This window comes from Pseudomonas sp. MF6747 (assembly GCF_963890955.1).
GTDB lineage: Bacteria > Pseudomonadota > Gammaproteobacteria > Pseudomonadales > Pseudomonadaceae > Aquipseudomonas.
Map to the genome: position 1 here is coordinate 285,972 of NZ_CAWPSZ010000050.1, position 22,451 is coordinate 308,422.

Here is a 22,451-nt window from a genome sequence, read left to right on the forward strand (position 1 = left end):
TTATTGCTCCAGTTGAGTCAGGTCAAAGGTTGGCATTTGGCTGCCGGCCAACGGCAGGCGCAGGGTGAAGCAGGTACCTTGGCCGAGGGTGGAATGCACTTCCATCTGGCCCTTGTGGTTATTGGTGATGATGAAATACGACACCGACAGCCCCAGCCCGGTGCCTTGGCCGATTTCCTTGGTGGTGAAGAACGGCTCGAAAGTGCGTTTGCGCACGTTTTCGCTCATGCCGATGCCATTGTCTTCCACCTGGATCTCCGCCCAGGGCGGGTTGAGGCGGGTACGCAAAATAATGCGCCCGGGCTCGCGGTCGTCTTCACGCAGGTGAATGGCCTGGGCGGCGTTTTTCAACAGGTTGAGCAGTACCTGTTCCAGTTCGTTGGCGGTGCCGGGCACCGGGCCGAGCTGCGGGTCGAACTGGCGGATGATTGCCTGACCCTTGAAGTCGAAGCCGATCGTCAGGTCGAAGTCATTACCGGCAATTTCCACTGCCTGGTCGATCAGTGCCGGCAAATCGCAAGGCGCCATTTGGCGATTGCTGCGGCGGCTGAAGCTGAGCATATGCGTGACGATCTTCGCCGCGCGTGCGCCGGCTTGCTGGATGCCATCGAGCAATTGCGGGACTTCGCGGCCCTGCAGGTAGCGGTTGACCACCTCCAGTTCGATGCCCGCCTGTTCCGCGTGTTCCAGGTTTTTCGGCAGGTCGGGAGACAGGCGGCGGCGGATGTTCTGCACGTTGTGCAGGATTGCCCCGAGCGGGTTGTTGATTTCGTGGGCCATGCCCGCGGCCAGGCCGCCGACGGAGAGCATTTTTTCCGACTGCACCATCATTTCTTCCAGCGACAAGCGCTGGGTGATGTCGTCGATACGGATCACCACCCCGCGCCCGGCGCCGCCCATCAAGGGGTAGAAGGTCAGGGCGTAATGCTTGGCCTCGTCATCCTTTATCCAGGTGACGCGCTCAATGCGTTCAACCGTGTGTTGCTCAACCGTGGCCTTGATTTGCGGCAGGTAGGGCTTGAGTGGCTGGAACGCGAGGAAGATCGGCTGGTTCAGCGCTTCGTCCAGGCGCGTGCCGGAAAGCGCAGTGGCTTCCTGATTCCACTGGGTGACGTAGAGTTGTTCGTCCAGGGCGATCAGCGCAGAAGGCATCGAGTCGATAATGCTGTTGAGGTAATTCTGGAAGCCCGTGAGTTTTTTCTCGATCTTGCTGCGAACCTGCACCTCGAGTTCCAGCTTGCGGTTGGTGTGGCGCGTCTCTTCGGCCAGGCCCTGGGCTTGGGCGTAGGCGGCCTGGGAGTCGTCCCGCGCTCGCTTGAGCTGATGCTCGCGGGCTTCGATGCGCGACAGCATGGTGTTGAACGCTTCGGCCAGGCTGCCGATTTCATCATGGTTGCCGCGCCCGGCACGCAGGGCGTAGTTTTCTTCGCGGGTCACCTGGCGCGACAGTTCTTCGAGTTCGTGAATCGGGCGGGTGATCAAGCGTTTGATCTGCCGGGCGATGACCAGCCAGAGCAATACGCTGAAAATCAGGATGCCGAGGCTGGCTGTCAGCGTGCCGGTATAAAACGCCACGGGTAGCTCGCTGCTGGCAACCAACAGTAAATGCCCCGGAGGCTGGCCGGCGCGGGGCAGGGTGATGACCTGGTTGCTGCGAAATTCGGTGACGCGCCAGGCCTCGATATGCCGGTAGTTGTCCGGCAGGTGCAGGCGGTTGCCATGTTGCATTTGGGCCAGGCGGGTGCCTTCGCCGTCATACAACGCGGCGGCGCGTAATGGCGAGTAACTGGTCAATTCGCTGAGCAGGGCGTCGGCCTTGGCCGGGGATTCGAGGGCTTCGGCGGCGAGGGCGGGGTTGGACACCAGGCGACCGATGGCCTGCAACGCCTGCGGGGCCATGCTTTCCTGGGAGATCCAGTAGGCGGCGCTGATAAACGTCAGGTTGGCCACCAACAATACGGTGGTCAACAACACCAGCAGGGCGGCCAGCAGTTTCTGCCCTACCGGTAGATTTTCAAGACGCTGGCGCAATGGCATCAGGGTTTTCCCAGGTGATAGACAGGTAGGCAGGGTAGCGCGTGCCTCAGTCGGTGGCTAATCCGCGTGCGCGTAAGTGGTCGATCAGCCGCGCTTGCACCTGTTGCAGATGCGGCAGGACCAACTGATGGCGGGCTGCCGCCTGGCAAGCGTAGCCCAGCAGGTAGCTGATTTCGGTGCGCCGGGCGTTGGCCACGTCTTGATACATGGAGGAGTAGTTGGCCGCCGTTGCGTGGATGACCCGCTCTACTTCGCTGTGTAACGCCTCGGCGGCGGCCGGTTGACCGCAGCATTCGAGCAACTCGGTCAATTCGGCGCACAAGGTCGCCACTTCGCATTGGTGGTCGTGCAGGCCGCCGTTGCGGCACTGGTAGAGCACGGTCAACGGGTTGATCGCGCAATTGAGCGCCAGCTTGCGCCACAGGCGGGTGAGAATATCGGTGCTCCATTCGTGGGGAATGCCGGCGGCGTGCAGGTCGTCCAGCCACAGCGGTGGCGTCGGGTGGCCCGCGTCCCCCAGCCAGGTGTAGCCATGGCCGGCAAAGACCACGCGCCAATCGCCGTCGCGGAATGCGCCCTCGGTGCTGGAGGCGAAGATGCAGCGGGCCTGCGGCAGCTGCGCGGCCACGGCATCCTGGCTGCCCAGGCCGTTTTGCAACAGGATCAGTTCGGCGTCCGGTACCAGCCGGTGTTGCAGCTGTGCGATGGCGGTTTCGGCGTCGTAGGCTTTGCACGCCACCAGCAGACGATGAATGGGTTCTTGGCTGTGGGGCGTTTCGCCGATCACTGGGTAGGTGTGTGCTACGCCATGCTCTACCAGCGTCAGGCCGTTTGCCTGCCGGTAGCTGGACAGGCGGGCCTCATCCCGCAGGATCAGCCGCACGGGCACGCCCGCGCGCGACAGGCGTGTGGCCCACAGTGTGCCCAGGCTGCCGGCGCCGAGAATGTGCCAGGTAGTCGACATGAGTTTTTGCTCCGTAGGGTCGCTCACAGTGAACAGCGCGAAAGAACCGCTATAATGCCTCGGCATTTTAGCTTGGGCGCGCTCCATCTCTACTGAGCCCGCCCCTTATATTGGAGAAATGACATGCCTTCGTTCGACGTGGTATCCGAACTGGACAAACACGAAGTCACCAACGCCGTCGAGAACGCCGTCAAGGAATTGGACCGCCGCTATGACTTGAAAGGCAAGGGCAGCTTCGAGTTCAAGGAAAAGGAACTGACCGTCAACCTGACCGCTGAAGCCGATTTCCAGCTGGAAGCGATGATCGAGATTCTCAAGCTGGCCCTGGTCAAGCGCAAGATCGACGTGCAGTGCCTTGAAGTCAAGGACGCCTACGCCTCCGGCAAGCTGATGAAGCAGGAAGCCGTGCTCAAGGAAGGCATCGACAAAGAGCTGGCGAAGAAGATCGTCGCGCATATCAAGGATGCCAAGCTGAAAGTCCAGGCCGCCATCCAGGGTGAACAGGTTCGCGTGACCGGCAAGAAGCGTGACGATCTGCAAGAGGCAATCGCGGCCCTGCGCGCCAAGACTTTCGACATGCCGCTGCAGTTCAATAACTTCCGCGACTGATGGCACTTTGCGGAACCTGCGGGTGTTTTTGACGTCCCACGCCCCAGAGTCTGTGCCTACACTTGAGCCCCACGGGGCTCATTTGCGTTTTATGGCAGTCAATCAAGCCGCACATCCGCGCAACAGGAGAAGATAGATGGATTTGAACGCTGAAGTGGATCACCTGATCAAGACCTCGCAGTCCTGGATCCCGATGATTATGGAATACGGCAGCCGAGTGTTGCTGGCAGTGATAACCCTGGCCATCGGCTGGTGGCTGATCAACGTATTTACCCACCGCGTAGGGCGCTTGCTGGCCATTCGCAATGCGGACCTGGCGCTGCAGCACTTCATCACCAGCCTTGCCAACATCGCATTGAAAGTGATGCTGATTGTCAGCGTGGCTTCGATGATCGGCGTGGCAACCACCTCGTTCGTCGCCGCCATCGGTGCGGCCACCCTGGCTATCGGCCTGGCGTTGCAAGGCAGCCTGGCCAACTTCGCCGGCGGCGTGCTGATTCTTCTGTTCCGCCCGTTTCGCATCGGCGACTGGATCGAGGCTCAAGGCACGTCCGGGACGGTCGACAGTATTCAGATCTTCCACACCGTGCTGCGTACCGGCGACAACAAAACCGTGATTGTGCCTAACGGCATTCTGTCCAACGGCATCATCACCAACACCAACCGCCAGCCTACCCGCAAGGTAGTGTTCGACGTGGGTGTCGACTACGAAGCCGACTTGCAGAAAGCCCGTGAAGTGCTGCTGGAGCTGGCGAAAGACCCGCGCGTGCTGACAGACCCACCAGCGGTGGCGGTGGTGTCGACGTTGGGCGACAGTTCGATCACGGTGTCTTTGCGTTGCTGGACCAAGACTTCCGATTACTGGGACGTGGTGTTCATGCTTAATGAACTGTCGCGTGATCGCTTGAAAGGCGCGGGCATTGATATTCCGTTTCCACAGCGCGTTATCCGCGTGATGCAGGAACCGGCTGCGAAATAACTAAGCGCAGTGTATCGAACTTGGCCGAATGGTCAGGTTCAATGCGCGCCGTTAACCTCGTTAGTTAGCTTGCTAGTTATTTTTTCAGCGAAATAAAACTGCAATAAAAAAGCCGCTCCCTTGCAAACAGGGGAGCGGCTTTTTATTTAAGGCCGAGGCCTTAAGCCATCGTTGTAATCAAACTGGCAATTACAAGATGTTCAACGGGTATTGCGCGATCAGACGCAGTTCGTCGATAGACGCCGAACCGTAGTACACGCCATCAGACGAACGATAGGTCGCTTGACGCACGCGCAGGCTCAGGTCTTTTGCTGGACCGCTCTGAATCACGTACTTGGCTTCGATGTCACGTTCCCACTCTTTGCCGTTGGAGGTCTCTGCGGTATTAGCGCCGGTACCTTTAACGTAGCGAGTCATGAAGCTCAGGCCTGGCACGCCGAAGGTGGCCATGTTCAGGTCATAACGAGCCTGGAACGATTTTTCGTCTTCTGCGTTGAAGTCGGAACGGGCGATGGAGTTGGCCAGGAAAATCGTGCCGCCGCCGTCTACGCCGTAGCCGTAGTCACCGTCACCGCTGACTTTCTGGTAGGCCAGGGTGAACGTGTGAGCCTGGATGGTGTACGCGCCTTGCAAGCTGTAGGCACGGTTGTCCAGTTTGGTGGTGCCGTCTTTTTCTGCGCGTTGCAGGCCGGCGCCGTCGCTCTTGGTGCTGTAGATGTTGAAGTCAACGGCCAGGGACTGTTCGTTGCTCAGCGCGTGAGTCCAGTTCAGGTTGGCGTAGGTTTTCTTCCAGTAGTCTTCAGTCTTCGCGTAGTAGAGGCTGGCGCTGACTTCTGGAGTCAGGGCGTAGACACCGCCGATGAAGTCGGTTTTGGTCAGGCCCAGGCTGTCACGGTAAGTCTGTGCTTGTGCCACGCTCGAGGTGAAGTGACCACCTTCAAGTTTCAGGCCCTTGATCTCGTTGCTGGTGATCGAGATACCTTGCGGCAGCTCTGGCAGCAAGCGGCTGTCATCGGAGGCGAATACCGGCGCGGTGGTGTACTGGTCGCCGACTTTGAGCACGGTGTCGGAGATGCGGAACTTAACAGCGCCGCCGCCTTTGGAGTAGTCGTCTTGCGCGCGGCCGTCTGCACCGGTAGGGAACAGGCCAGTGCCCGAACGACCCTTGCCGCTGTCGAGTTTCACGCCCAGCAGGCCGATGACATCAACACCGACGCCGATGGTGCCTTGGGTGTAGCCCGACTGGAACAGGCCGTTGAAGCCCAGGCCGGTTTCGTCTACACGGCTTTTGCCGGTGTCGTTGTTACGGAAGTCGCGGCTGAAGTTCAGCAAGCGAGTGTTGATGCTGAAAGTACTGTCTTCAACAAAGCCCTTGGAATCGTCCTGGGCGGACGCCATTGCGAACTGCGAGGTGCCTGCTGAAACAGCCAGGGCGATCATGCTCCACTTCATCACGCGCATCGTGATTTGCTCCTTTGGTTTTAGGAAGAGTACTGCCGTCCCACCTGTATTTTTATCTGGGCGGCTCTTTCTTTTTTTGTGTCGGCGCAAAGTTATATCACGCGGACCCTATTGACGATACTTACCCATCTATCCTTTCAGCTTCTTTACGAGGCTGTCGTAAATTGCTATTTCCATGTCGCAAATTCACAGCCCGATTGTCACCAGGCTGACAACTTAAGTGCTGTTTTCAGACCGCTTTCGAAGTTTGAAATCTTCCGTGATACGCACTGAATCGCTTGTGTTTTTATCGCGAAACACCTGCTTCCAAACGGGTGTCGTTGCCGACGATAGTGGGGTGAATGCAACAAGCGTGCACAAAGCGGTAACCGAATGTCATTTTTTCGTGAAAAACGTTACGGGAGTGTAAAAACCGCATAAGCACGGGCTTTTTACGCCGTTTGGTTTGGGCTTGACGTCCAGGTGTTACACCTGTGAAGGGGTACCTAAATCCTGTTCCAGAGAAAAACGTTACCGGTTGACCCCCATGAGTGGGTAATCGGCGGATCCCTTTGAGCACAGGTGGGTCATTTTGGTGCATCCCGTCGAGGCCCGATTTAGCGTAGCTCAAATATTCGCCTGCCTCTAAAGGGTGCAAGTTTTTTATCCGCATGCATCCAGGCTTTCCGCATTCGCCGTGAAGCGCTGCGCATTCAAAGGTATGCTGGGCACCTGAAATTGACCTGCCAAACGGAGTGCCCGCGTGTTCGCCTTAGACCAACGCCTGCAACAAGACACACTGGCTATTGGGGACTTCCCGCTCTGCCGCCTGCTGCTGTCCAATGACTCGAATTACCCATGGTTCATCCTGGTGCCGCGCATTGACGGTATCAGTGAAGTGTTTCAGCTGGATGTCGCCGATCAGCACACCTTGTGGCAGGAAACCACGGCCCTGGCGGCGTTGTTGAACGAAGGGTTGGCAGCCGACAAGATGAACATTGGTGCGCTGGGTAACGTTGTCAGCCAGTTGCACGTGCATGTGATCGTGCGCAAGCGTGATGACGCCGCCTGGCCTGCACCGGTGTGGGGCAAGCATCCGGCCCGACCGTACACCGAAGAGCAAGTAACGGCGATACGCACCCGACTGCGCGCTTTATTGCCTGCCGGCTTCATCTTTAGCCAGGACTGAATTATGGATCTGCAAGACCGCGTCACCGACCTGGAAAGCCGCCTGGCCTTTCAGGACGACACCATCGAGACCCTCAATGACATTCTGGTCACCCAGCAGCGGGCGGTAGAGCGCCTGCAGCTGCAGATGACGGCGCTGCTCAAGCGTCAGGAAGAAATGGGTGGCCAGTTCGAATCATCCGAAGAAGAAGCGCCGCCGCCACATTATTAAGGTGCGCCATAAAAAAACCGCGACCCAGCCAGGCTGGATCGCGGTTTTTTTTGCGCCGAGAAAGTATCAGCGACGCGGCAATGCCGCGATCACGTCTTCGGCTTGCAGGCCTTTGTCACGGTTCATGACGGAGAACTCCACGCGCTGGCCTTCGACCAGAACGCGGTGACCTTCGCCACGGATGGCCCGGAAGTGGACGAAGATATCGTCGCCCGAATCGCGGGAAATAAAGCCGAAGCCCTTGGAGGTGTTGAACCACTTCACGGTACCGGTATCCCGGTTGGTCATGTCGTAGTTTTGCGTGGCTGCCGCTGGGGACGAACGGTAGAAGCTGATGGCCAGGTGAAGAACGATAGCGACCACAGCAATCACCAGGCTGAGCAGGATAGCCGGGTGGCCGCCGACTTCAGGCATAGGTGCCAGGAGGGTGAGGGTTTGAACGACAACGGTCAGTACCAGCAGCGCGCTGACCAGGTTTTGCAGTTGATGACGTGTGCCTTTGTTCCAGTATGGGATCACCGGTGCCAGCGTCAGGTTAAGAAGGCCGAACAAGGCCAGGTACAGAGCGTCGTGTTGTTCCAGGTAGGGAGGGCTTCCCTGTTGCAAGCTCGGTATAAAGGACAGCAGCAACGCTGCAACGCCCGTTAGCAGGTGGACGATTTTCAACATTTTGATTAACTCACGTTAAGAAGGATCACAAGGAAGAGCTGACGGGCACGGTTCGCTTCTGAACAATGGGAGGCGTTGGGCACGTGCACGGGTATCAGCCTATGTGGTGCGCCGCGCAAATTAACGGCAACCACACGCCGTCTATTTAACAGCAAAGGCTGTGCCTACTCAAATCAAGCATTTCGGGGTGTTGCAGGCGCGATGGCATTTCTGCTTCAAACACTTGTCCTAGACAGGTGCGGACTTTTTCGGCGGCATTTCGGGCGTTTTCCTACTCAAGGCTGAGGCCTGCGCGCCGCCGATTGAGCGGGGACCGCTGGGTGTTGCAAGCCTGTCATGCAGCGGGGCGATTTGCCGCACGCCAGTTGCGTGTGTCGGGCTGCACACCGCCTGCACTCTTGCTAGAGTGGTCCTGCACCTGATCAATGAATGCTCGTCAATTGAAGGGGAAAAACATGGCAATCGATATTGGTATCAGTGAAGAAGATCGTAAATCCATCGTCGATGGGCTTTCACGGCTGCTGTCCGATACCTATGTACTGTATTTGAAGACCCACAACTTCCATTGGAACGTCACGGGCCCCATGTTTCGTACGCTGCACTTGATGTTTGAAGAGCAGTACAACGAACTGGCGTTGGCAGTGGACTCCATTGCCGAGCGTATCCGTGCCCTGGGTTTCCCGGCGCCGGGTGCCTATTCGATCTACGCCCGTCTGTCTTCGATCAAGGAAGAAGAGGGTGTGCCCAGCGCAGAAGAGATGATCAAGCAATTGGTGGCGGGCCAGGAAGCCGTGACCCGCACGGCGCGCGGTATCTTCCCGTTGCTCGATAAGGTCAGCGATGAGCCGACCGCCGATCTGCTGACCCAGCGTATGCAAGTCCACGAAAAAACGGCGTGGATGCTGCGTTCCCTGCTCGAAAACCAGTAACGCTCCAGCCCCAAAAGCAAACCGAGCGGTGCCGTCCTGGCGCCGCTCGCTTGTTTCTCTGCGCTTCCTGGCGTTGTCCTACGACTATCGACTCCGCGTCTTCTGGCTGCCTGTCACGTCCTGCTGTTTTATAGGGCCACTGTCCGATGGGAGAAACCCATGGGCTGCTGTTTGGCAATGGAGTGTCAGGTGTATGTCACGCGGAGTGGGTAGTGGAGTGATGGAAACCTGCGGTTTTCATAAGATAAAAGTCGATCCTTTCGCTAAAGGCTTCGATATGGGACTGGCCAAGCCGTTGTCCCGGTCGGTCAGGCTCAACGGGTTTTCCACGTGCCTGCGGCTTGAGCAGATCTATTGGAATATCCTCACGGAGATAGCCAGGCTCAATGCCTGCTCAGTCAGCGCATTGCTGTCTTATGTCGATCGGGAAGTGCATTTGCGTTACGGAGGAGTGAAGAACTTCAGTGGCTTGGTCAGGGTGGTGTGCGTGGTTCACGTATTAAAAGGCAATACGGCGTCGCACCACCCTGACTAGTCAGGTGGCACCGGGCCGGCCCGCTACCTGGCGGGCAAGGCCTGGGGCAGAAAGCCGGCTGCGCTGCTTCGATTTACCAGATATAATCCCGCGCTTTGCTGCGCGTGCCGGGTCTTTACCCACAGGGCGGGTGCAGCGCAGTAATGATCTGATCGCCGAGACATCTCCATGCCCATGTACGATTATCAATGTGCTTCCTGTGGTCATCAGTTGGAAGCCATTCAGAAAATCAGCGCAGCGCCGCTGGTCGATTGCCCTGCCTGCCAGGCACCTGAGCTGAAGAAGATGTTGTCCATGCCGGGCTTTCGCCTGAGCGGCGGTGGCTGGTACGAGACCGACTTCAAGACCGGCGCCAAGAAGAATCTGGCGGGCGGCGACAAAGCAGACTGAGTTGAACTCTACGCGCAGGCTCCTGCATTATCCGTCCCCTGCTTAACTGTACGGTGACGAGGCGAGCCTCCACCGAAATTCGAATTACGAGAAGTGAAACCACTATCATGATGCGCAGCCACTATTGCGGCCAACTGAACGAGACCCTGGATGGTCAGGAAATCACCCTGTGCGGATGGGTTCACCGTCGCCGTGACCACGGCGGGGTGATCTTCCTCGATATCCGTGATCGTGATGGTCTGGCCCAGGTGGTGTTCGATCCGGACCGCGCTGAAAGCTTCGCCGCCGCCGACCGCGTGCGCAGCGAATATGTTGTGAAAATTACCGGTAAGGTTCGCCTGCGTCCGGCCGGTGCCGTGAACGCGAACATGGCGTCCGGCGCGATTGAAGTGCTGGGCTACGAGCTCGAAGTGCTGAACGAGTCGGAAACCCCGCCGTTCCCGCTCAACGAATACTCCGACGTCGGCGAAGAAACTCGCCTGCGCTATCGCTTCCTGGACCTGCGTCGTCCGGAAATGGCCGAGAAGCTGCGCCTGCGTTCGCGCATGACCACCAGCATCCGCCGCTTCCTCGACGAAAACGGCTTCCTCGACGTCGAAACGCCGATCCTCACCCGGGCCACTCCGGAAGGCGCGCGTGACTACCTGGTGCCGAGCCGTACCCACGCCGGTTCCTTCTTCGCCTTGCCGCAATCGCCGCAACTGTTCAAGCAACTGCTGATGGTGGCTGGCTTCGACCGTTACTACCAGATCGCCAAGTGCTTTCGCGACGAAGACCTGCGCGCCGACCGCCAGCCGGAATTCACCCAGATCGACATCGAGACCAGCTTCCTCGATGAAAAAGAGATCATGGGCCTGACCGAACAAATGATCCGCAACCTGTTCAAGGAAGTGCTGGATCTGGAATTCGGCGATTTCCCGCACATGACCTTCGAAGAGGCCATGCGCCGCTACGGTTCCGACAAGCCAGACCTGCGAATCCCGCTGGAACTGGTGGACGTGGCCGACCAGCTCAAGGAAGTCGACTTCAAGGTGTTCAGCGGCCCGGCCAACGACCCTAAATGCCGCATCGCCGCCCTGCGCGTGCCTGGCGGCGCGAGCATGCCGCGCAAGCAGATCGACGACTACACCAAGTTCGTCGGCATCTACGGTGCCAAGGGCCTGGCGTACATCAAAGTCAACGAGCGCGCCAATGGCGTTGACGGTCTGCAATCGCCGATCGTGAAGAACATTCCGCTGGACAACCTGAACGCGATCCTCGATCGCGTTGGTGCGGTCGACGGCGACATCGTGTTCTTCGGCGCCGACAAAGCCAAGATCGTCAGCGAAGCCCTGGGCGCGCTGCGGATCAAGCTGGGCCACGACCTGGACCTGCTGACCTGCAAGTGGGCACCGATGTGGGTCGTCGACTTCCCGATGTTCGAAGAGAACGACGACGGCAGCTTCAGCGCCTTGCACCACCCGTTCACTGCGCCGAAGTGCTCGCCTGAAGAGTTGGAAGCCAACCCGGCAGGCGCGCTGTCGCGTGCCTACGACATGGTCTTGAACGGCACCGAGCTGGGTGGCGGTTCGATCCGTATCCACCGCAAAGAAATGCAACAAGCGGTGTTCCGCCTGTTGGGCATCAACGAAGCCGAACAGGAAGAGAAATTCGGCTTCCTGCTCGATGCCCTGAAGTACGGCGCGCCGCCGCACGGTGGCCTGGCATTCGGTCTGGACCGTCTGGTGATGCTGATGACCGGCGCCCAGTCGATCCGTGAAGTGATCGCCTTCCCGAAAACCCAGAGTGCTGCGGACGTAATGACCCAGGCTCCGGGCGTGGTGGATGCCAAGGCGCTGCGCGAGTTGCACATCCGTCTGCGCGAGACGCCAAAGGCTGAGTAAGGCTGCTGCGTGAAAGCGCACTGAGGTTTACGCAGTCTAAAAAGGCGCATCTTCGGATGCGCCTTTGCGTTACAAGGGTTGTGCTTTCAAGAGGAAAATCCTGCCTGGGGCGGGATTGATAAGGTTTCTAGAGAATTTCGGAGTTGTGTTATGGCTGGCCATTCCAAGTGGGCGAACATCAAGCACCGCAAAGAGCGTCAGGATGCCAAGAAAGGCAAGATCTTCACCAAGTGGATTCGCGAGCTGACCGTCGCTGCCCGCCAAGGCGGTGGTGACCCGGGCTCCAACCCGCGTCTGCGCCTGGCGCTGGACAAGGCTCTGGGCGCGAACATGAGCCGCGACATCATCGACCGCGCCGTGGCCCGTGGTGCCGGCGCCGCCGACACCGACGACATGGTCGAACTGAGCTACGAAGGCTACGGCCCGGGCGGCGTGGCGGTGATGGTCGAGTGCATGACCGACAACCGCAACCGTACTGCGGCAGCCGTGCGCCATGCGTTCAGCAAATGCGGCGGCAACCTGGGCACCGACGGTTCGGTGGCCTACCTGTTCGAGCGCAAGGGGCAGATCACCTTTGCGCCGGGTACGGATGAAGACGCGCTGATGGAAGCTGCGATGGAGGCTGACGCCGACGACGTGGTGACCAACGAAGACGGTTCTATCGACGTGTTCACCTCGTTTGCCGGCTTCTATGCGGTGCGCAACGCGCTGGAAGCGGCAGGTTTCAAAGGCACTGACGCGGAAATCGTGATGCTGCCGACCACCAGCGCCGAACTGGACCTGGACGGCGCGCAGAAAGTGCTGAAGATGCTGGATATGCTTGAAGACCTGGATGACGTGCAGAACGTGTACTCGAACGCCGACATCCCTGAGTCTGTGGCCGAGCAGCTAGGCTGAAGGGCGATGTAGATCACAATGTGGGAGCGGGCTTGCTCGCGAAAGCGATGTATCAGTCAGCATATGAGTTGACTGACACATCGCTTTCGCGAGCAAGCCCGCTCCCACATTAGAGCTTCTCTGTATCAAAAATTGTTTTTACCCAACCCGCAGGCGTTATGACTTTAATCCTAGGTATCGACCCCGGTTCGCGCATCACCGGTTTTGGCGTGGTGCAACAGACCCCGCGCGGCTGCGTCTACGTCGCCTCGGGCTGCATCCGCACCGGCGCGGGCGAGTTGGCCGAGCGCCTGCAGATTGTCTACCGCGGCGTGCGTGAAGTGATCCAGACCTACGGCCCGGTGACCATGGGCATCGAAAAGGTGTTCATGGCGAAAAACGCCGACTCCGCGCTCAAGCTTGGCCAGGCCCGTGGGGCCGCGATTGTTGCCGGCGCGGAGGAGGGCATGGAAATCGCCGAGTACACAGCGACCCAGGTCAAACAGGCTGTGGTCGGCACCGGTGCGGCGAATAAGGAGCAGGTGCAGATGATGGTCATGCACATGCTCAAGCTCACCTCAAAACCGCAAATCGACGCCTCCGACGCCCTGGCCATTGCCATTTGCCATGCGCACACGCGCTCAAGCTTGCTGCCGCACGGCCTGGGCACGGCACGCAGTCGTGGCGGCCGGCTGCGTCTCTGATAGCATCAGCGCAATCGTTATTTCCGGTCAGGCCTCGATCTGACCCCAAGCTTTAAGGATCTGAACCGTGATTGGACGCTTGCGCGGCACCCTGGCTGAAAAACAGCCACCGCACCTGATTCTGGATGTGAATGGGTTGGGGTATGAGCTGGAAGTGCCCATGACCACCCTGTACCGCCTACCGTCGGTCGGCGAGCCGCTGACCCTGCACACCCATCTGGTGGTACGGGAAGACGCGCAACTGCTCTACGGTTTCATTGGCAAGCGCGACCGCGACTTTTTCCGCGAGTTGATTCGCCTGAATGGTGTAGGGCCAAAGCTCGCGCTGGCATTGATGTCGAGCCTGGAAGTCGATGAGCTGGTGCGCGCGGTGTCGGCCCAGGACACTTCGGCGTTGACCAAGGTGCCGGGTGTCGGCAAGAAAACCGCCGAGCGCCTGCTGGTAGAACTCAAGGACCGCTTCAAGGCCTGGGAAGTGGTGCCGAGCATGTTTGCCCTGGTGCCGAACCAGCCGGACATGCCGGCAGGCCAGGTCGCCAGCGCCGAGAGCGATGCGGTCAGCGCGTTGATCTCCCTGGGCTACAAGCCTCAGGAAGCGAGCAAGGCCGTATCGGCTATCAAGGACAAGAACCTGAGCAGCGAAGACATGATCCGCCGAGCCCTGAAGGGAATGATTTAAGTGATTGAAGCTGATCGTCTGATCGCGGCCACTGGCCCGCGCGACCGTGAAGAAGTCCAGGACCGGGCCATCCGCCCGCTCAGCCTGGCCGAATACATCGGCCAGCCCACCGTGCGCGAGCAGATGGAGTTGTTCATCCAGGCCGCGCGCGGGCGCAGCGAGTCCCTGGACCACACCTTGATCTTCGGCCCGCCGGGGCTGGGTAAAACCACGCTGGCGAACATCATCGCCCAGGAAATGGGCGTGTCGATCAAGTCCACCTCCGGCCCGGTGCTGGAGCGTCCGGGTGATCTGGCGGCCCTGCTGACCAATCTTGAACCGCACGATGTGCTGTTTATCGACGAGATTCACCGGTTGTCGCCCATCGTCGAAGAAGTGCTGTACCCGGCCATGGAAGACTTCCAGCTCGACATCATGATCGGCGAAGGCCCGGCGGCCCGCTCGATCAAGCTCGACCTGCCGCCGTTCACCTTGGTGGGCGCGACCACCCGCGCGGGCATGCTGACCAACCCGCTGCGAGACCGTTTCGGCATTGTTCAACGTCTAGAGTTCTATAGCACCGCAGACCTGGCGACGATTGTCAGTCGTTCGGCGAGTATTCTTGGCTTGCCGCTCGACCCGGAAGGCGCCTTTGAAATCGCCCGTCGAGCGCGGGGCACGCCGCGGATTGCCAACCGTTTATTGCGACGTGTGCGCGATTTTGCTGAAGTGCGCGCCAAGGGTCATATCACCAAGGCCGTGGCCGATTTGGCGTTGAACCTGCTGGATGTGGACGAACATGGCTTCGACCACCAGGATCGACGTCTACTCTTGACCATGATCGAGAAGTTCGACGGCGGCCCGGTGGGTGTGGACAGCCTGGCGGCGGCGATCAGCGAGGAGCGTCATACCATTGAGGATGTGCTGGAACCGTACCTGATCCAGCAGGGGTACATCATGCGCACGCCAAGGGGGCGGGTGGTGACGCGCCATGCTTATCTGCACTTCGGGTTAAACATTCCGTCACGATTGGGCGAGATGCCTGTAGTAGACGAATTCCTGGATGCAGTGGACGATTAAAAAGCTCACGTCAGTCGATTTATCTGAGGTTTGTGCTGTCCTAGTGGCTGGTAGCGTCATTCAGTTGCTGCAAATGTTTCAGAGAATGGAAAAAACAGTTGCCCAGCCGGATTGGCAACCTGAGGAGTAAGCACTAGAGTATGCGCGCGCAAAACGGGGATCAGTCGTTCGCACATCGCTGTCGCGTTTATTACGAGGACACCGATGCCGGCGGCATCGTTTATTACGTCAACTACCTCAAGTTCATGGAGCGGGCTCGAACCGAGCGGCTACGGGAGCTGGGCTTTGCCCAATCCCAGCTGGCAGGGGAGGACCTGTTATTCGTCGTGCATTCCAGCGAGGCGCGTTATCACGCACCGGCGCGATTGGACGACGAGTTGCTGGTCAGCGCTGAAGTAATCGAATTGAACCGTGTCAGCCTGCGCTTTAAACAGCAAGTCAGGCGGGCAACGGATGCAACGCTGCTCTGTGAGGGGCAGTTCCTGGTGGCCTGTGTGCGCACCAATAGTTTGAAACCCCGGGCCATTCCCGAAGCTCTACGTGCGGCCTTTGCCGGCGTAAGCGGCGCGGGTAAACAATCAAAGCAGGAGATTTAGCGTGGAACCTACCGTCGTCGACCATTCCTCCATGTGGAGCCTGGTCAGCAATGCCAGTGTCGTGGTTCAACTGGTGATGCTGGTCCTGGTAGCCGCATCGGTTACCTCTTGGGTCATGATTTTTCAGCGCAGCAATTTGCTGCGTGCCGGTCGACGTGCCCTGGAGAGCTTTGAAGAGCGCTTCTGGTCGGGTATCGACCTGTCCAAGCTGTACCGCCAGGCCGGCAGCAACCCGGACCCGGATTCGGGCGTCGAGCAGATCTTCCGCGCCGGCTTCAAGGAGTTCTCCCGCCTGCGTCAGCAACCGGGCGTTGACCCGGAAGCAGTCATGGAAGGCGTGGCCCGTGCCATGCGCGTCGCGATTTCCCGCGAAGAAGAGAAGCTGGAGCAAAGCCTGCCGTTTCTCGCCACCGTCGGTTCCGTGAGCCCGTATATCGGCCTGTTCGGTACGGTGTGGGGCATCATGAACTCCTTCCGTGGCCTGGCTCAGGCCCAGCAAGCGACCCTGGCCACCGTGGCCCCGGGTATCGCCGAAGCCCTGATCGCTACCGCGATCGGCTTGTTCGCTGCTATCCCCGCAGTAATTGCCTACAACCGTTTTGCCGCGCGCGGCGAGACCTTGATCAGCCGTTACTACACCTTCGCCGACGAATTCCAGGCGATCCTGCACCGTAAAGTGCACACCAGCGAAGAATAAGCAGGTAATTCCCAATGGCTTTAATCGCTCGAGCTCGCAAAAAGCGCAAGCCGGTCGCCGAGATGAACGTAGTGCCTTACATCGACGTGATGTTGGTGCTGCTGGTCATCTTCATGGTGACCGCGCCGATGCTCAATCAGGGCGTGAAGGTTGATCTGCCCAAGGTTTCCAGCGAAGCCTTGCCGCAAGACAACAACACTCAGGTCCTGACCATTTCGATCAAGGCTGACAAGACCTATTACTGGAACCTTGGCAGCGAAGTCGACACCCAGAAACAGCAGGACAAGGCCATGACCTTGCCGCAGATGACCGATGCCGTGACCAAGATCATCCGGTCCGGCAACGAAGGCGGCAAGCACACCCAGGTGTTCATTCGCGGCGACAAAGTGGTCGACTATGGTTCCGTCATGGGCGCCATGGGTGGGCTGCAGAAGGCCGGCGTGGGTAACGTTGGCTTGATTACCGAGGCGCCCTGATGCAGCAACAGCGAGAGCCGTCCGCCTCGGAAAGCTACTTCTGGCCTAGCGTCTGGGCAATTGCCCTGCACGTCCTGGTGTTTGGCATGCTGTTCGTCAGCTTTGCCATGACCCCGGACTTGCCGCCAGCCAAGCCGATCGTGCAGGCGACCCTGTATCAGCTGAAATCGAAAAGTCAGGCCACCACCCAGACCAATCAGAAGATTGCGGGTGAGGCCCAGAAGTCGGCTGCGCGCCAGACTGAAGTCGAACAGATGGAACAGAAGAAGGTCGAGCAGGAAGCGGTGAAGGCTGCTGCGGAACAAAAGAAAGAAGAGGCGGCTCAAAAGGCCGAGGAATCGAAAAAGGCTGACGAAGCCAAGAAAGCTGACGAGGCGAAAAAGGCTGATGAAGCCAAAAAAGCCGATAAAGCTGCCGAAGCTAAAAAAGCCGAAGAGAAACAATTGGCTGATATAGCTAAGAAGAAGTCTGAAGAAGAAGCCAAAAAAGCTGCCGAAGAAGAGGCCAAGAAAAAGGCCGCTGAAGACGCCAAGAAAAAGATAGTCGAAGACGCGAAGAAGAAAGCCGCCGAAGACGCCAAGAAAAAAGCTGAAGCAGACGAGGCGAAGAAGAAAGTCGCCGACGACGCGAAGAAGAAAGCTGCCGCCGACGCCAGCAAGAAAAAGGCCCAGGAAGCAGCACGTAAATCCGCCGAAGAGAAAAAGGCCCAGGCCTTGGCAGATTTGCTTTCCGACACGCCGCAGCGTCAGCAAGCCTTGGCCGATGAACGTGGTGATGAAGTCGCGGGCAGTTTCGACGACCTGATTCGGGCACGGGCAGCGGAAGGCTGGACACGTCCACCTTCGGCACGCAAAGGCATGACAGTAGTGCTGCAGATCGGCATGTTGCCGGACGGTACGGTGACTTCGGTCAGCGTGGCCAAGTCCAGTGGTGACGGTTCGTTCGACAGTTCGGCGGTTGCCGCGGTCAAGAACATTGGCCGGTTGACCGAGATGCAGGGAATGAAACCAAGCGACTTCGCTCCCTATCGTTCATTCAAGATGACATTCACACCTGAGGATCTAGCCTTGTGAGAAACCTTCTTCGAGGAATGCTTGTCGTTATTTGCTGTATGGCAGGGATAGCGGCGGCGGATGAAAAGAACATCCTGGTTACCAGCGGTAGCGATCGGGCCACCCCGATTGCCGTAGTACCGTTCGGCTGGCAGGGCGGCAGCGTGCTGCCGGACGACATGGCCCAGATCGTCAGTGACGACCTGCGCAACTCCGGGTACTACGCGCCGATTCCGAAAGGCAACATGATCAGCCAGCCTAACCAGGCCAGCGAAGTTGTGTTCCGTGACTGGAAGGCAGTGGGCGCCCAGTACCTGATGGTCGGCAACATCACGCCGGCCGGCGGTCGCCTGCAGATCCAGTACACGTTGTTCAACGTGGCCACCGAGCAGCAGGTCTTGACCGGCAGCGTATCGGGCACCGCCGAACAACTGCGGGACATGGCGCACTACATCTCGGACCAGTCGTTTGAAAAGCTGACCGGTATCAAGGGTGCTTTCTCGACACGTCTGCTTTATGTAACGGCTGAGCGTTTCTCTGTAGACAACACTCGTTACACTTTGCAGCGTTCGGACTACGACGGCGCACGTGCTGTGACCTTGCTGCAATCGCGTGAGCCAATCCTGTCGCCGCGCTTTGCGCCGGACGGCAAGCGTATTGCCTACGTATCGTTCGAGCAGCGCCGTCCACGGATCTTTGTTCAGCACATCGATACAGGTCGTCGCGAGCAGATCACCAACTTCGAAGGCCTCAACGGTGCACCAGCCTGGTCGCCGGATGGTTCGCGCCTGGCGTTCGTGCTCTCCAAGGACGGCAACCCGGACATCTACGTGATGAACATGGCTTCGCGCCAGATCAGCCGTGTTACCAGCGGCCCGGGCATCAACACCGAACCTTTCTGGGGTAAGGATGGCTCGACCATCTACTTCACCTCCGACCGTGGCGGCAAGCCACAAGTTTATAAAGCGAACGTGAATGGCGGTGGCGCAGAACGCGTGACCTTTATTGGTAACTACAATGCCAATCCTAAGCTTTCGGCCGATGAAAAGACGTTGGTGATGATTCACCGTCAGGATGGTTTCACTAATTTCCGGGTTGCGGCCCAGGATTTGCAGCGCGGAACCGTAAAAATCCTCACAGATACCAACCTTGATGAGTCAGCTACTGTTGCGCCCAACGGCACCATGGTAATCTACGCCACCCGCCAGCAGGGCCGGGGAGTCTTGATGCTCGTGTCCATTAATGGACGCGTAAGGCTCCCGCTTCCTACCGCTCAAGGCGAAGTCAGAGAACCGTCCTGGTCCCCTTACCTGAACTGACGCGGCGCTACAAAAAGAAGTACTTAACACACTGGGGTTCATTAGGAGTTTCACGATGGAAATGCTGAAGTTTGGTAAGTTTGCTGCTCTGGCTCTGGCTCTGTCCGTAGCCGTTGGTTGCTCGTCTAAAGGCGGCGACAATGCCGGTGAAGGCGCAGCTGTTGATCCAAACGCTGGTTACGGCGCTAACACTGGTGCAGTTGACGGCTCCCTGAGCGAAGAAGCTGCTCTGCGCGCTATCACCACTTTCTACTTCGAATACGACAGTTCGGACCTGAAGCCAGAAGCCATGCGCGCTCTGGACGTTCACGCGAAGGACCTGAAAGCTAACGGCGCTCGCGTTGTTCTGGAAGGTAACACTGACGAACGTGGTACTCGTGAGTACAACATGGCACTGGGCGAGCGTCGTGCGAAAGCCGTTCAGCGCTACCTGGTACTGCAAGGTGTTGCTCCAGGCCAACTGGAACTGGTTTCCTACGGTAAAGAGCGTCCAGTTGCTACTGGCCACGACGAGCAGTCCTGGGCTCAAAACCGTCGCGTCGAACTGCGTAAGTAATTCGTCATGCGAACGTGCCGTCGTGCTCTAACTGTATTGGCTCTCAGCCTCGCACCGCTTGCGGTGTGGGCTGCGGTTCCTGTGGAAGATAGCAACTCTGGCTATAACAATAGCGGGAGCAGTTATCCGCCAGCGGGTTATGGCACGAACGGCGCCTATGCTGGGGGAGCGGCTACGTCCGCTCCCTCGGCACAGGGCGAACTGTTCAACCAGCTGCAACGCATGCAGGATCAATTGTCGCAGCAACAAGGCACGATTGAAGTTCTGCAGAATCAAGTGAACCAGCTTAAGCAAGAAGGCCTGGAGCGTTACCAGGATCTTGACCGACGCATTGGAGCCGGCGTTACACCTGCCGCCACTCCTGATAATTCTTCTGCCGGTGGCGCACCAAGCGCCGCCGGTGGTGCAGCAGCAGGGGCCGCGGCGGCAAGCCAAGCCCCTGCCGCCAGCAGCGAACCGGGTGATCCGGCGAAAGAAAAGCTGTATTACGATGCAGCCTTCGACCTGATCAAAGCCAAGGATTTCGATAAGGCCAGCCAGGCCTTTACCGCATTCCTGCGCAAATACCCGAACAGCCAATACGCGGGCAATGCCCAGTACTGGTTGGGCGAGGTCAACTTGGCCAAGGGTGATTTGCAAGGTGCAGGCCAGGCTTTTGCCAAGGTCAGCCAGCTTTACCCAAAGCACGCCAAGGTGCCTGATTCGTTGTACAAACTCGCTGACGTAGAACGCCGCCTGGGTCACACCGACAAGGTCAAAGGCATTCTGCAGCAGGTGGTTGCCCAATATCCGGGTACCTCCGCTGCCCAGTTGGCACAGCGGGATCTGCAGCGCTTGTAAGCGATGCTTCCCGTTTAGAAGAAACCCGCGCCTGGCGCGGGTTTTTTCGTTAGAATCCACGCCCTTTTATGAAACACGCTTCCTGGGGTTTACGCGTTTGCGCAATTCCTTGAAGTGCCTGACGGAGGCGGACAGCCTGTTTAGCTGTTACGCCCGTGGCGACTATGCAAGACACATTACGTATTACCGAAGTTTTTTACTCGTTACAGGGTGAAACGCGCACTGCTGGCCTGCCGACTGTATTTGTACGGCTGACCGGCTGCCCCTTGCGTTGCCAATACTGTGACAGCGCCTACGCCTTCAGCGGCGGCACCGTGCGCACCCTGGACGACATCATCGAGCAGGTTGCCGGTTTCAAGCCGCGCTACGTCTGTGTGACGGGCGGCGAACCCCTGGCCCAGCCCAATGCCATCGCGCTGCTCAAGCGGCTGTGTGACGCCGGTTACGAGGTTTCCCTCGAAACCAGCGGCGCCCTGGACATCTCGGCCGTGGATCCGCGCGTCAGCCGTGTGGTCGACCTCAAGACCCCTGGCTCCAAAGAGGCGCACCGCAACCTGTACGCCAACATGGACCTGCTGACCGCCAATGACCAGGTCAAGTTCGTGATCTGTTCCCGCGACGATTATGACTGGGCGGCTTCCAAGCTGATCCAGTACGGGCTGGACCGTCGTGCAGGCGAGGTGCTGTTCTCTCCCAGCCATCACGACCTGAACGCTCGCGACCTGGCTGACTGGGTGGTGGCGGACAACCTGCCGGTGCGCCTGCAGTTGCAGCTGCACAAATACCTGTGGAATGACGAGCCGGGGCGCTGACATGGCTGAACAAAAGCGTGCAGTCATCCTGCTTTCCGGCGGTCTGGACTCGGCCACCCTGGTGGCCATGGTCCGCGCCCAAGGCTTCAACTGCTACACCCTGAGCTTCGACTACGGCCAGCGCCACCGCGCCGAGCTGAACGCCGCCGCGCGCGTGGCCCGTGACATGGGCGTGGTCGAGCATAAGGTGATCGGTCTCAACCTCAATGGCATCGGCGGGTCCGCGCTCACCGACAGCAGCATTGCCGTGCCCGAGGCGCCCAGTGAAGGCATTCCGCTGACCTATGTGCCAGCGCGCAACACCGTATTTCTGTCTCTGGCGCTTGGCTGGGCTGAAGTATTGAATGCGCGCGACATCTTCATCGGTGTCAACGCGCTGGACTACAACGGCTATCCAGACTGCCGACCAGCGTACGTCGAGTCGTTCGAGCGCATGGCCAACCTGGCCACCAAGGCCGGCGTAGAGGGGCAGGGCTTCCATATTCAGGCGCCGCTGCAGAACATGACCAAGGCGGACATTGTGAAGACTGGTGTAGCACTTGGCGTCGATTACACGCTGACTGTTTCCTGCTACCAGGCAGACGATGACGGCCGTGCATGTGGGAAATGCGACGCCTGCCGACTGCGCGCAGAAGGCTTCCAGGCGGCCGGAATTACTGACCCAACGCGTTATTTCTGATTTATTTAAAATAAGGTGTTGAATAATCCTTAGAAATCAGTATTATACGCGCCACCACACAGCGGGTCGTTAGCTCAGTTGGTAGAGCAGTTGGCTTTTAACCAATTGGTCGTAGGTTCGAATCCCACACGACCCACCATTTTTGGCGGTTTAGAAAATCCGGAAGGCCCACGCAAGTGAGGATTTCCGGGTTTTTTTTTGCCTGTGATTTGGGCCTTGCGACGCCAGGCTTTACTGCGAGCCCTTGGCATACAGACTTATCGCAGCCTGTG

The 22,451-nt window shown here is 58.7% G+C and carries 25 protein-coding genes and 1 tRNA gene; 22 read left to right on the top strand and 4 right to left on the bottom strand.

Annotated features, from left to right (window positions below):
• Together AACW30_RS26820 and AACW30_RS26825 are read right to left on the bottom strand one after the other, a co-directional pair.
• Nucleotides 1–2,037 (bottom strand): sensor histidine kinase, encoded by a 2,037-nt coding sequence (locus AACW30_RS26820; protein ID WP_106578379.1) that lies wholly within the window; start codon nucleotides 2,035–2,037, stop codon nucleotides 1–3.
• A gap of 46 nt (nucleotides 2,038–2,083) precedes the next feature.
• Nucleotides 2,084–3,001 carry a putative 2-dehydropantoate 2-reductase gene (locus AACW30_RS26825; protein ID WP_200623860.1) on the bottom strand — a complete coding sequence of 306 codons (918 nt, stop codon included), beginning with the start codon at nucleotides 2,999–3,001 and terminating at the stop codon, nucleotides 2,084–2,086.
• A 123-nt stretch (nucleotides 3,002–3,124) separates the two neighbouring features.
• Between AACW30_RS26825 and AACW30_RS26830 the strand changes: the two genes are divergently transcribed.
• Together AACW30_RS26830 and AACW30_RS26835 are read left to right on the top strand one after the other, a co-directional pair.
• A complete protein-coding gene (locus tag AACW30_RS26830; RefSeq protein ID WP_003193880.1) occupies nucleotides 3,125–3,610 on the top strand; it encodes a YajQ family cyclic di-GMP-binding protein in 486 nt (161 codons plus the stop codon).
• Nucleotides 3,611–3,746: 136 nt separating this feature from the next.
• Nucleotides 3,747–4,589 carry a mechanosensitive ion channel family protein gene (locus AACW30_RS26835; RefSeq protein WP_200623861.1) on the top strand — a complete coding sequence of 281 codons (843 nt, stop codon included), beginning with the start codon at nucleotides 3,747–3,749 and terminating at the stop codon, nucleotides 4,587–4,589.
• 189 nt (nucleotides 4,590–4,778) lie between these two features.
• Here AACW30_RS26835 and AACW30_RS26840 read toward each other — a convergent pair whose 3' ends face one another.
• Complete coding sequence (locus AACW30_RS26840; protein WP_106578382.1) at nucleotides 4,779–6,050, bottom strand: OprD family porin; 1,272 nt, start codon at nucleotides 6,048–6,050, stop codon at nucleotides 4,779–4,781.
• Between the two features lie 742 nt (nucleotides 6,051–6,792).
• Here AACW30_RS26840 and AACW30_RS26845 point away from each other — a divergent pair.
• Both AACW30_RS26845 and AACW30_RS26850 read left to right on the top strand, forming a co-directional pair.
• Complete coding sequence (locus AACW30_RS26845) at nucleotides 6,793–7,218, top strand: HIT domain-containing protein (RefSeq protein WP_106578383.1); 426 nt, start codon at nucleotides 6,793–6,795, stop codon at nucleotides 7,216–7,218.
• Between the two features lie 3 nt (nucleotides 7,219–7,221).
• On the top strand, nucleotides 7,222–7,428 hold the full coding sequence (locus tag AACW30_RS26850) for a SlyX family protein (RefSeq protein WP_017847119.1): 207 nt from the start codon (nucleotides 7,222–7,224) through the stop codon (nucleotides 7,426–7,428).
• Between the two features lie 66 nt (nucleotides 7,429–7,494).
• On the opposite strand, the gene AACW30_RS26855 is transcribed toward AACW30_RS26850, so the two are convergent.
• Nucleotides 7,495–8,097, bottom strand: a complete 603-nt coding sequence (locus AACW30_RS26855; protein WP_106578384.1) for a cold-shock protein — start codon at nucleotides 8,095–8,097, stop codon at nucleotides 7,495–7,497.
• Nucleotides 8,098–8,552: 455 nt separating this feature from the next.
• Between AACW30_RS26855 and AACW30_RS26860 the strand changes: the two genes are divergently transcribed.
• From AACW30_RS26860 to AACW30_RS26945, 18 genes are all read left to right on the top strand, one after another.
• Nucleotides 8,553–9,026 carry a Dps family protein gene (locus tag AACW30_RS26860; RefSeq protein WP_003193874.1) on the top strand — a complete coding sequence of 158 codons (474 nt, stop codon included), beginning with the start codon at nucleotides 8,553–8,555 and terminating at the stop codon, nucleotides 9,024–9,026.
• Between the two features lie 193 nt (nucleotides 9,027–9,219).
• Nucleotides 9,220–9,561, top strand: coding sequence for a ribbon-helix-helix domain-containing protein (locus AACW30_RS26865; RefSeq protein WP_119736966.1), 342 nt, complete (start codon nucleotides 9,220–9,222; stop codon nucleotides 9,559–9,561).
• Nucleotides 9,562–9,729: 168 nt separating this feature from the next.
• On the top strand, nucleotides 9,730–9,951 hold the full coding sequence (locus tag AACW30_RS26870) for an FmdB family zinc ribbon protein (protein ID WP_017139808.1): 222 nt from the start codon (nucleotides 9,730–9,732) through the stop codon (nucleotides 9,949–9,951).
• 107 nt (nucleotides 9,952–10,058) lie between these two features.
• Nucleotides 10,059–11,834: an aspartate--tRNA ligase gene (aspS, locus tag AACW30_RS26875; RefSeq protein ID WP_200623862.1), complete on the top strand. Its 1,776-nt coding sequence runs from the start codon at nucleotides 10,059–10,061 to the stop codon at nucleotides 11,832–11,834.
• Nucleotides 11,835–11,984: 150 nt separating this feature from the next.
• Nucleotides 11,985–12,731, top strand: coding sequence for a YebC/PmpR family DNA-binding transcriptional regulator (locus AACW30_RS26880; protein WP_106578386.1), 747 nt, complete (start codon nucleotides 11,985–11,987; stop codon nucleotides 12,729–12,731).
• Nucleotides 12,732–12,889: 158 nt separating this feature from the next.
• Complete coding sequence (ruvC, locus tag AACW30_RS26885; RefSeq protein WP_016975450.1) at nucleotides 12,890–13,414, top strand: crossover junction endodeoxyribonuclease RuvC; 525 nt, start codon at nucleotides 12,890–12,892, stop codon at nucleotides 13,412–13,414.
• 67 nt (nucleotides 13,415–13,481) lie between these two features.
• On the top strand, nucleotides 13,482–14,093 hold the full coding sequence (gene ruvA, locus AACW30_RS26890) for a Holliday junction branch migration protein RuvA (RefSeq protein ID WP_025854761.1): 612 nt from the start codon (nucleotides 13,482–13,484) through the stop codon (nucleotides 14,091–14,093).
• Nucleotides 14,094–15,152 (top strand): Holliday junction branch migration DNA helicase RuvB, encoded by a 1,059-nt coding sequence (gene ruvB, locus AACW30_RS26895; protein WP_003193867.1) that lies wholly within the window; start codon nucleotides 14,094–14,096, stop codon nucleotides 15,150–15,152.
• Between the two features lie 140 nt (nucleotides 15,153–15,292).
• A complete protein-coding gene (gene ybgC, locus AACW30_RS26900; RefSeq protein ID WP_071484353.1) occupies nucleotides 15,293–15,748 on the top strand; it encodes a tol-pal system-associated acyl-CoA thioesterase in 456 nt (151 codons plus the stop codon).
• Nucleotide 15,749: 1 nt separating this feature from the next.
• A complete protein-coding gene (tolQ, locus tag AACW30_RS26905) occupies nucleotides 15,750–16,445 on the top strand; it encodes a protein TolQ (protein WP_003209819.1) in 696 nt (231 codons plus the stop codon).
• A 23-nt stretch (nucleotides 16,446–16,468) separates the two neighbouring features.
• Complete coding sequence (gene tolR, locus AACW30_RS26910) at nucleotides 16,469–16,921, top strand: protein TolR (RefSeq protein ID WP_161630238.1); 453 nt, start codon at nucleotides 16,469–16,471, stop codon at nucleotides 16,919–16,921.
• Nucleotides 16,921–17,994, top strand: coding sequence for a cell envelope integrity protein TolA (gene tolA / locus AACW30_RS26915; protein ID WP_106578387.1), 1,074 nt, complete (start codon nucleotides 16,921–16,923; stop codon nucleotides 17,992–17,994). The genes tolR and tolA overlap by 1 nt, the downstream gene beginning before the upstream one ends.
• Nucleotides 17,995–18,011: 17 nt before the next feature.
• Complete coding sequence (tolB, locus tag AACW30_RS26920; RefSeq protein ID WP_043205819.1) at nucleotides 18,012–19,292, top strand: Tol-Pal system beta propeller repeat protein TolB; 1,281 nt, start codon at nucleotides 18,012–18,014, stop codon at nucleotides 19,290–19,292.
• Nucleotides 19,293–19,347: 55 nt separating this feature from the next.
• Nucleotides 19,348–19,848 (top strand): peptidoglycan-associated lipoprotein Pal, encoded by a 501-nt coding sequence (pal, locus tag AACW30_RS26925; protein WP_003209827.1) that lies wholly within the window; start codon nucleotides 19,348–19,350, stop codon nucleotides 19,846–19,848.
• 6 nt (nucleotides 19,849–19,854) lie between these two features.
• A complete protein-coding gene (gene ybgF, locus AACW30_RS26930) occupies nucleotides 19,855–20,688 on the top strand; it encodes a tol-pal system protein YbgF (RefSeq protein ID WP_119736970.1) in 834 nt (277 codons plus the stop codon).
• Between the two features lie 164 nt (nucleotides 20,689–20,852).
• Nucleotides 20,853–21,500: a 7-carboxy-7-deazaguanine synthase QueE gene (gene queE / locus AACW30_RS26935; protein WP_106578389.1), complete on the top strand. Its 648-nt coding sequence runs from the start codon at nucleotides 20,853–20,855 to the stop codon at nucleotides 21,498–21,500.
• A gap of 1 nt (nucleotide 21,501) precedes the next feature.
• Nucleotides 21,502–22,179 carry a 7-cyano-7-deazaguanine synthase QueC gene (gene queC / locus AACW30_RS26940; protein ID WP_234452524.1) on the top strand — a complete coding sequence of 226 codons (678 nt, stop codon included), beginning with the start codon at nucleotides 21,502–21,504 and terminating at the stop codon, nucleotides 22,177–22,179.
• Nucleotides 22,180–22,242: 63 nt separating this feature from the next.
• Nucleotides 22,243–22,318 (top strand) — tRNA-Lys (locus tag AACW30_RS26945).
• Nucleotides 22,319–22,451 lie beyond the last annotated feature (133 nt).

What these genes read in the sequence shown, in the direction of transcription:
- AACW30_RS26820 (WP_106578379.1), bottom strand. Translation starts at nt 2,037, where the DNA reads ATGCCATTGCGCCAGCGTCTTGAAAATCTACCGGTAGGGCAGAAACTG.
- AACW30_RS26825 (WP_200623860.1), bottom strand. Translation starts at nt 3,001, where the DNA reads ATGTCGACTACCTGGCACATTCTCGGCGCCGGCAGCCTGGGCACACTG.
- AACW30_RS26830 (WP_003193880.1), top strand. Translation starts at nt 3,125, where the DNA reads ATGCCTTCGTTCGACGTGGTATCCGAACTGGACAAACACGAAGTCACC.
- AACW30_RS26835 (WP_200623861.1), top strand. Translation starts at nt 3,747, where the DNA reads ATGGATTTGAACGCTGAAGTGGATCACCTGATCAAGACCTCGCAGTCC.
- AACW30_RS26840 (WP_106578382.1), bottom strand. Translation starts at nt 6,050, where the DNA reads ATGCGCGTGATGAAGTGGAGCATGATCGCCCTGGCTGTTTCAGCAGGC.
- AACW30_RS26850 (WP_017847119.1), top strand. Translation starts at nt 7,222, where the DNA reads ATGGATCTGCAAGACCGCGTCACCGACCTGGAAAGCCGCCTGGCCTTT.
- AACW30_RS26855 (WP_106578384.1), bottom strand. Translation starts at nt 8,097, where the DNA reads ATGTTGAAAATCGTCCACCTGCTAACGGGCGTTGCAGCGTTGCTGCTG.
- AACW30_RS26860 (WP_003193874.1), top strand. Translation starts at nt 8,553, where the DNA reads ATGGCAATCGATATTGGTATCAGTGAAGAAGATCGTAAATCCATCGTC.
- AACW30_RS26865 (WP_119736966.1), top strand. Translation starts at nt 9,220, where the DNA reads ATGTCACGCGGAGTGGGTAGTGGAGTGATGGAAACCTGCGGTTTTCAT.
- AACW30_RS26870 (WP_017139808.1), top strand. Translation starts at nt 9,730, where the DNA reads ATGCCCATGTACGATTATCAATGTGCTTCCTGTGGTCATCAGTTGGAA.
- aspS (WP_200623862.1), top strand. Translation starts at nt 10,059, where the DNA reads ATGATGCGCAGCCACTATTGCGGCCAACTGAACGAGACCCTGGATGGT.
- AACW30_RS26880 (WP_106578386.1), top strand. Translation starts at nt 11,985, where the DNA reads ATGGCTGGCCATTCCAAGTGGGCGAACATCAAGCACCGCAAAGAGCGT.
- ruvC (WP_016975450.1), top strand. Translation starts at nt 12,890, where the DNA reads ATGACTTTAATCCTAGGTATCGACCCCGGTTCGCGCATCACCGGTTTT.
- ybgC (WP_071484353.1), top strand. Translation starts at nt 15,293, where the DNA reads ATGCGCGCGCAAAACGGGGATCAGTCGTTCGCACATCGCTGTCGCGTT.
- tolA (WP_106578387.1), top strand. Translation starts at nt 16,921, where the DNA reads ATGCAGCAACAGCGAGAGCCGTCCGCCTCGGAAAGCTACTTCTGGCCT.
- tolB (WP_043205819.1), top strand. Translation starts at nt 18,012, where the DNA reads ATGCTTGTCGTTATTTGCTGTATGGCAGGGATAGCGGCGGCGGATGAA.
- pal (WP_003209827.1), top strand. Translation starts at nt 19,348, where the DNA reads ATGGAAATGCTGAAGTTTGGTAAGTTTGCTGCTCTGGCTCTGGCTCTG.
- ybgF (WP_119736970.1), top strand. Translation starts at nt 19,855, where the DNA reads ATGCGAACGTGCCGTCGTGCTCTAACTGTATTGGCTCTCAGCCTCGCA.
- queE (WP_106578389.1), top strand. Translation starts at nt 20,853, where the DNA reads ATGCAAGACACATTACGTATTACCGAAGTTTTTTACTCGTTACAGGGT.
- queC (WP_234452524.1), top strand. Translation starts at nt 21,502, where the DNA reads ATGGCTGAACAAAAGCGTGCAGTCATCCTGCTTTCCGGCGGTCTGGAC.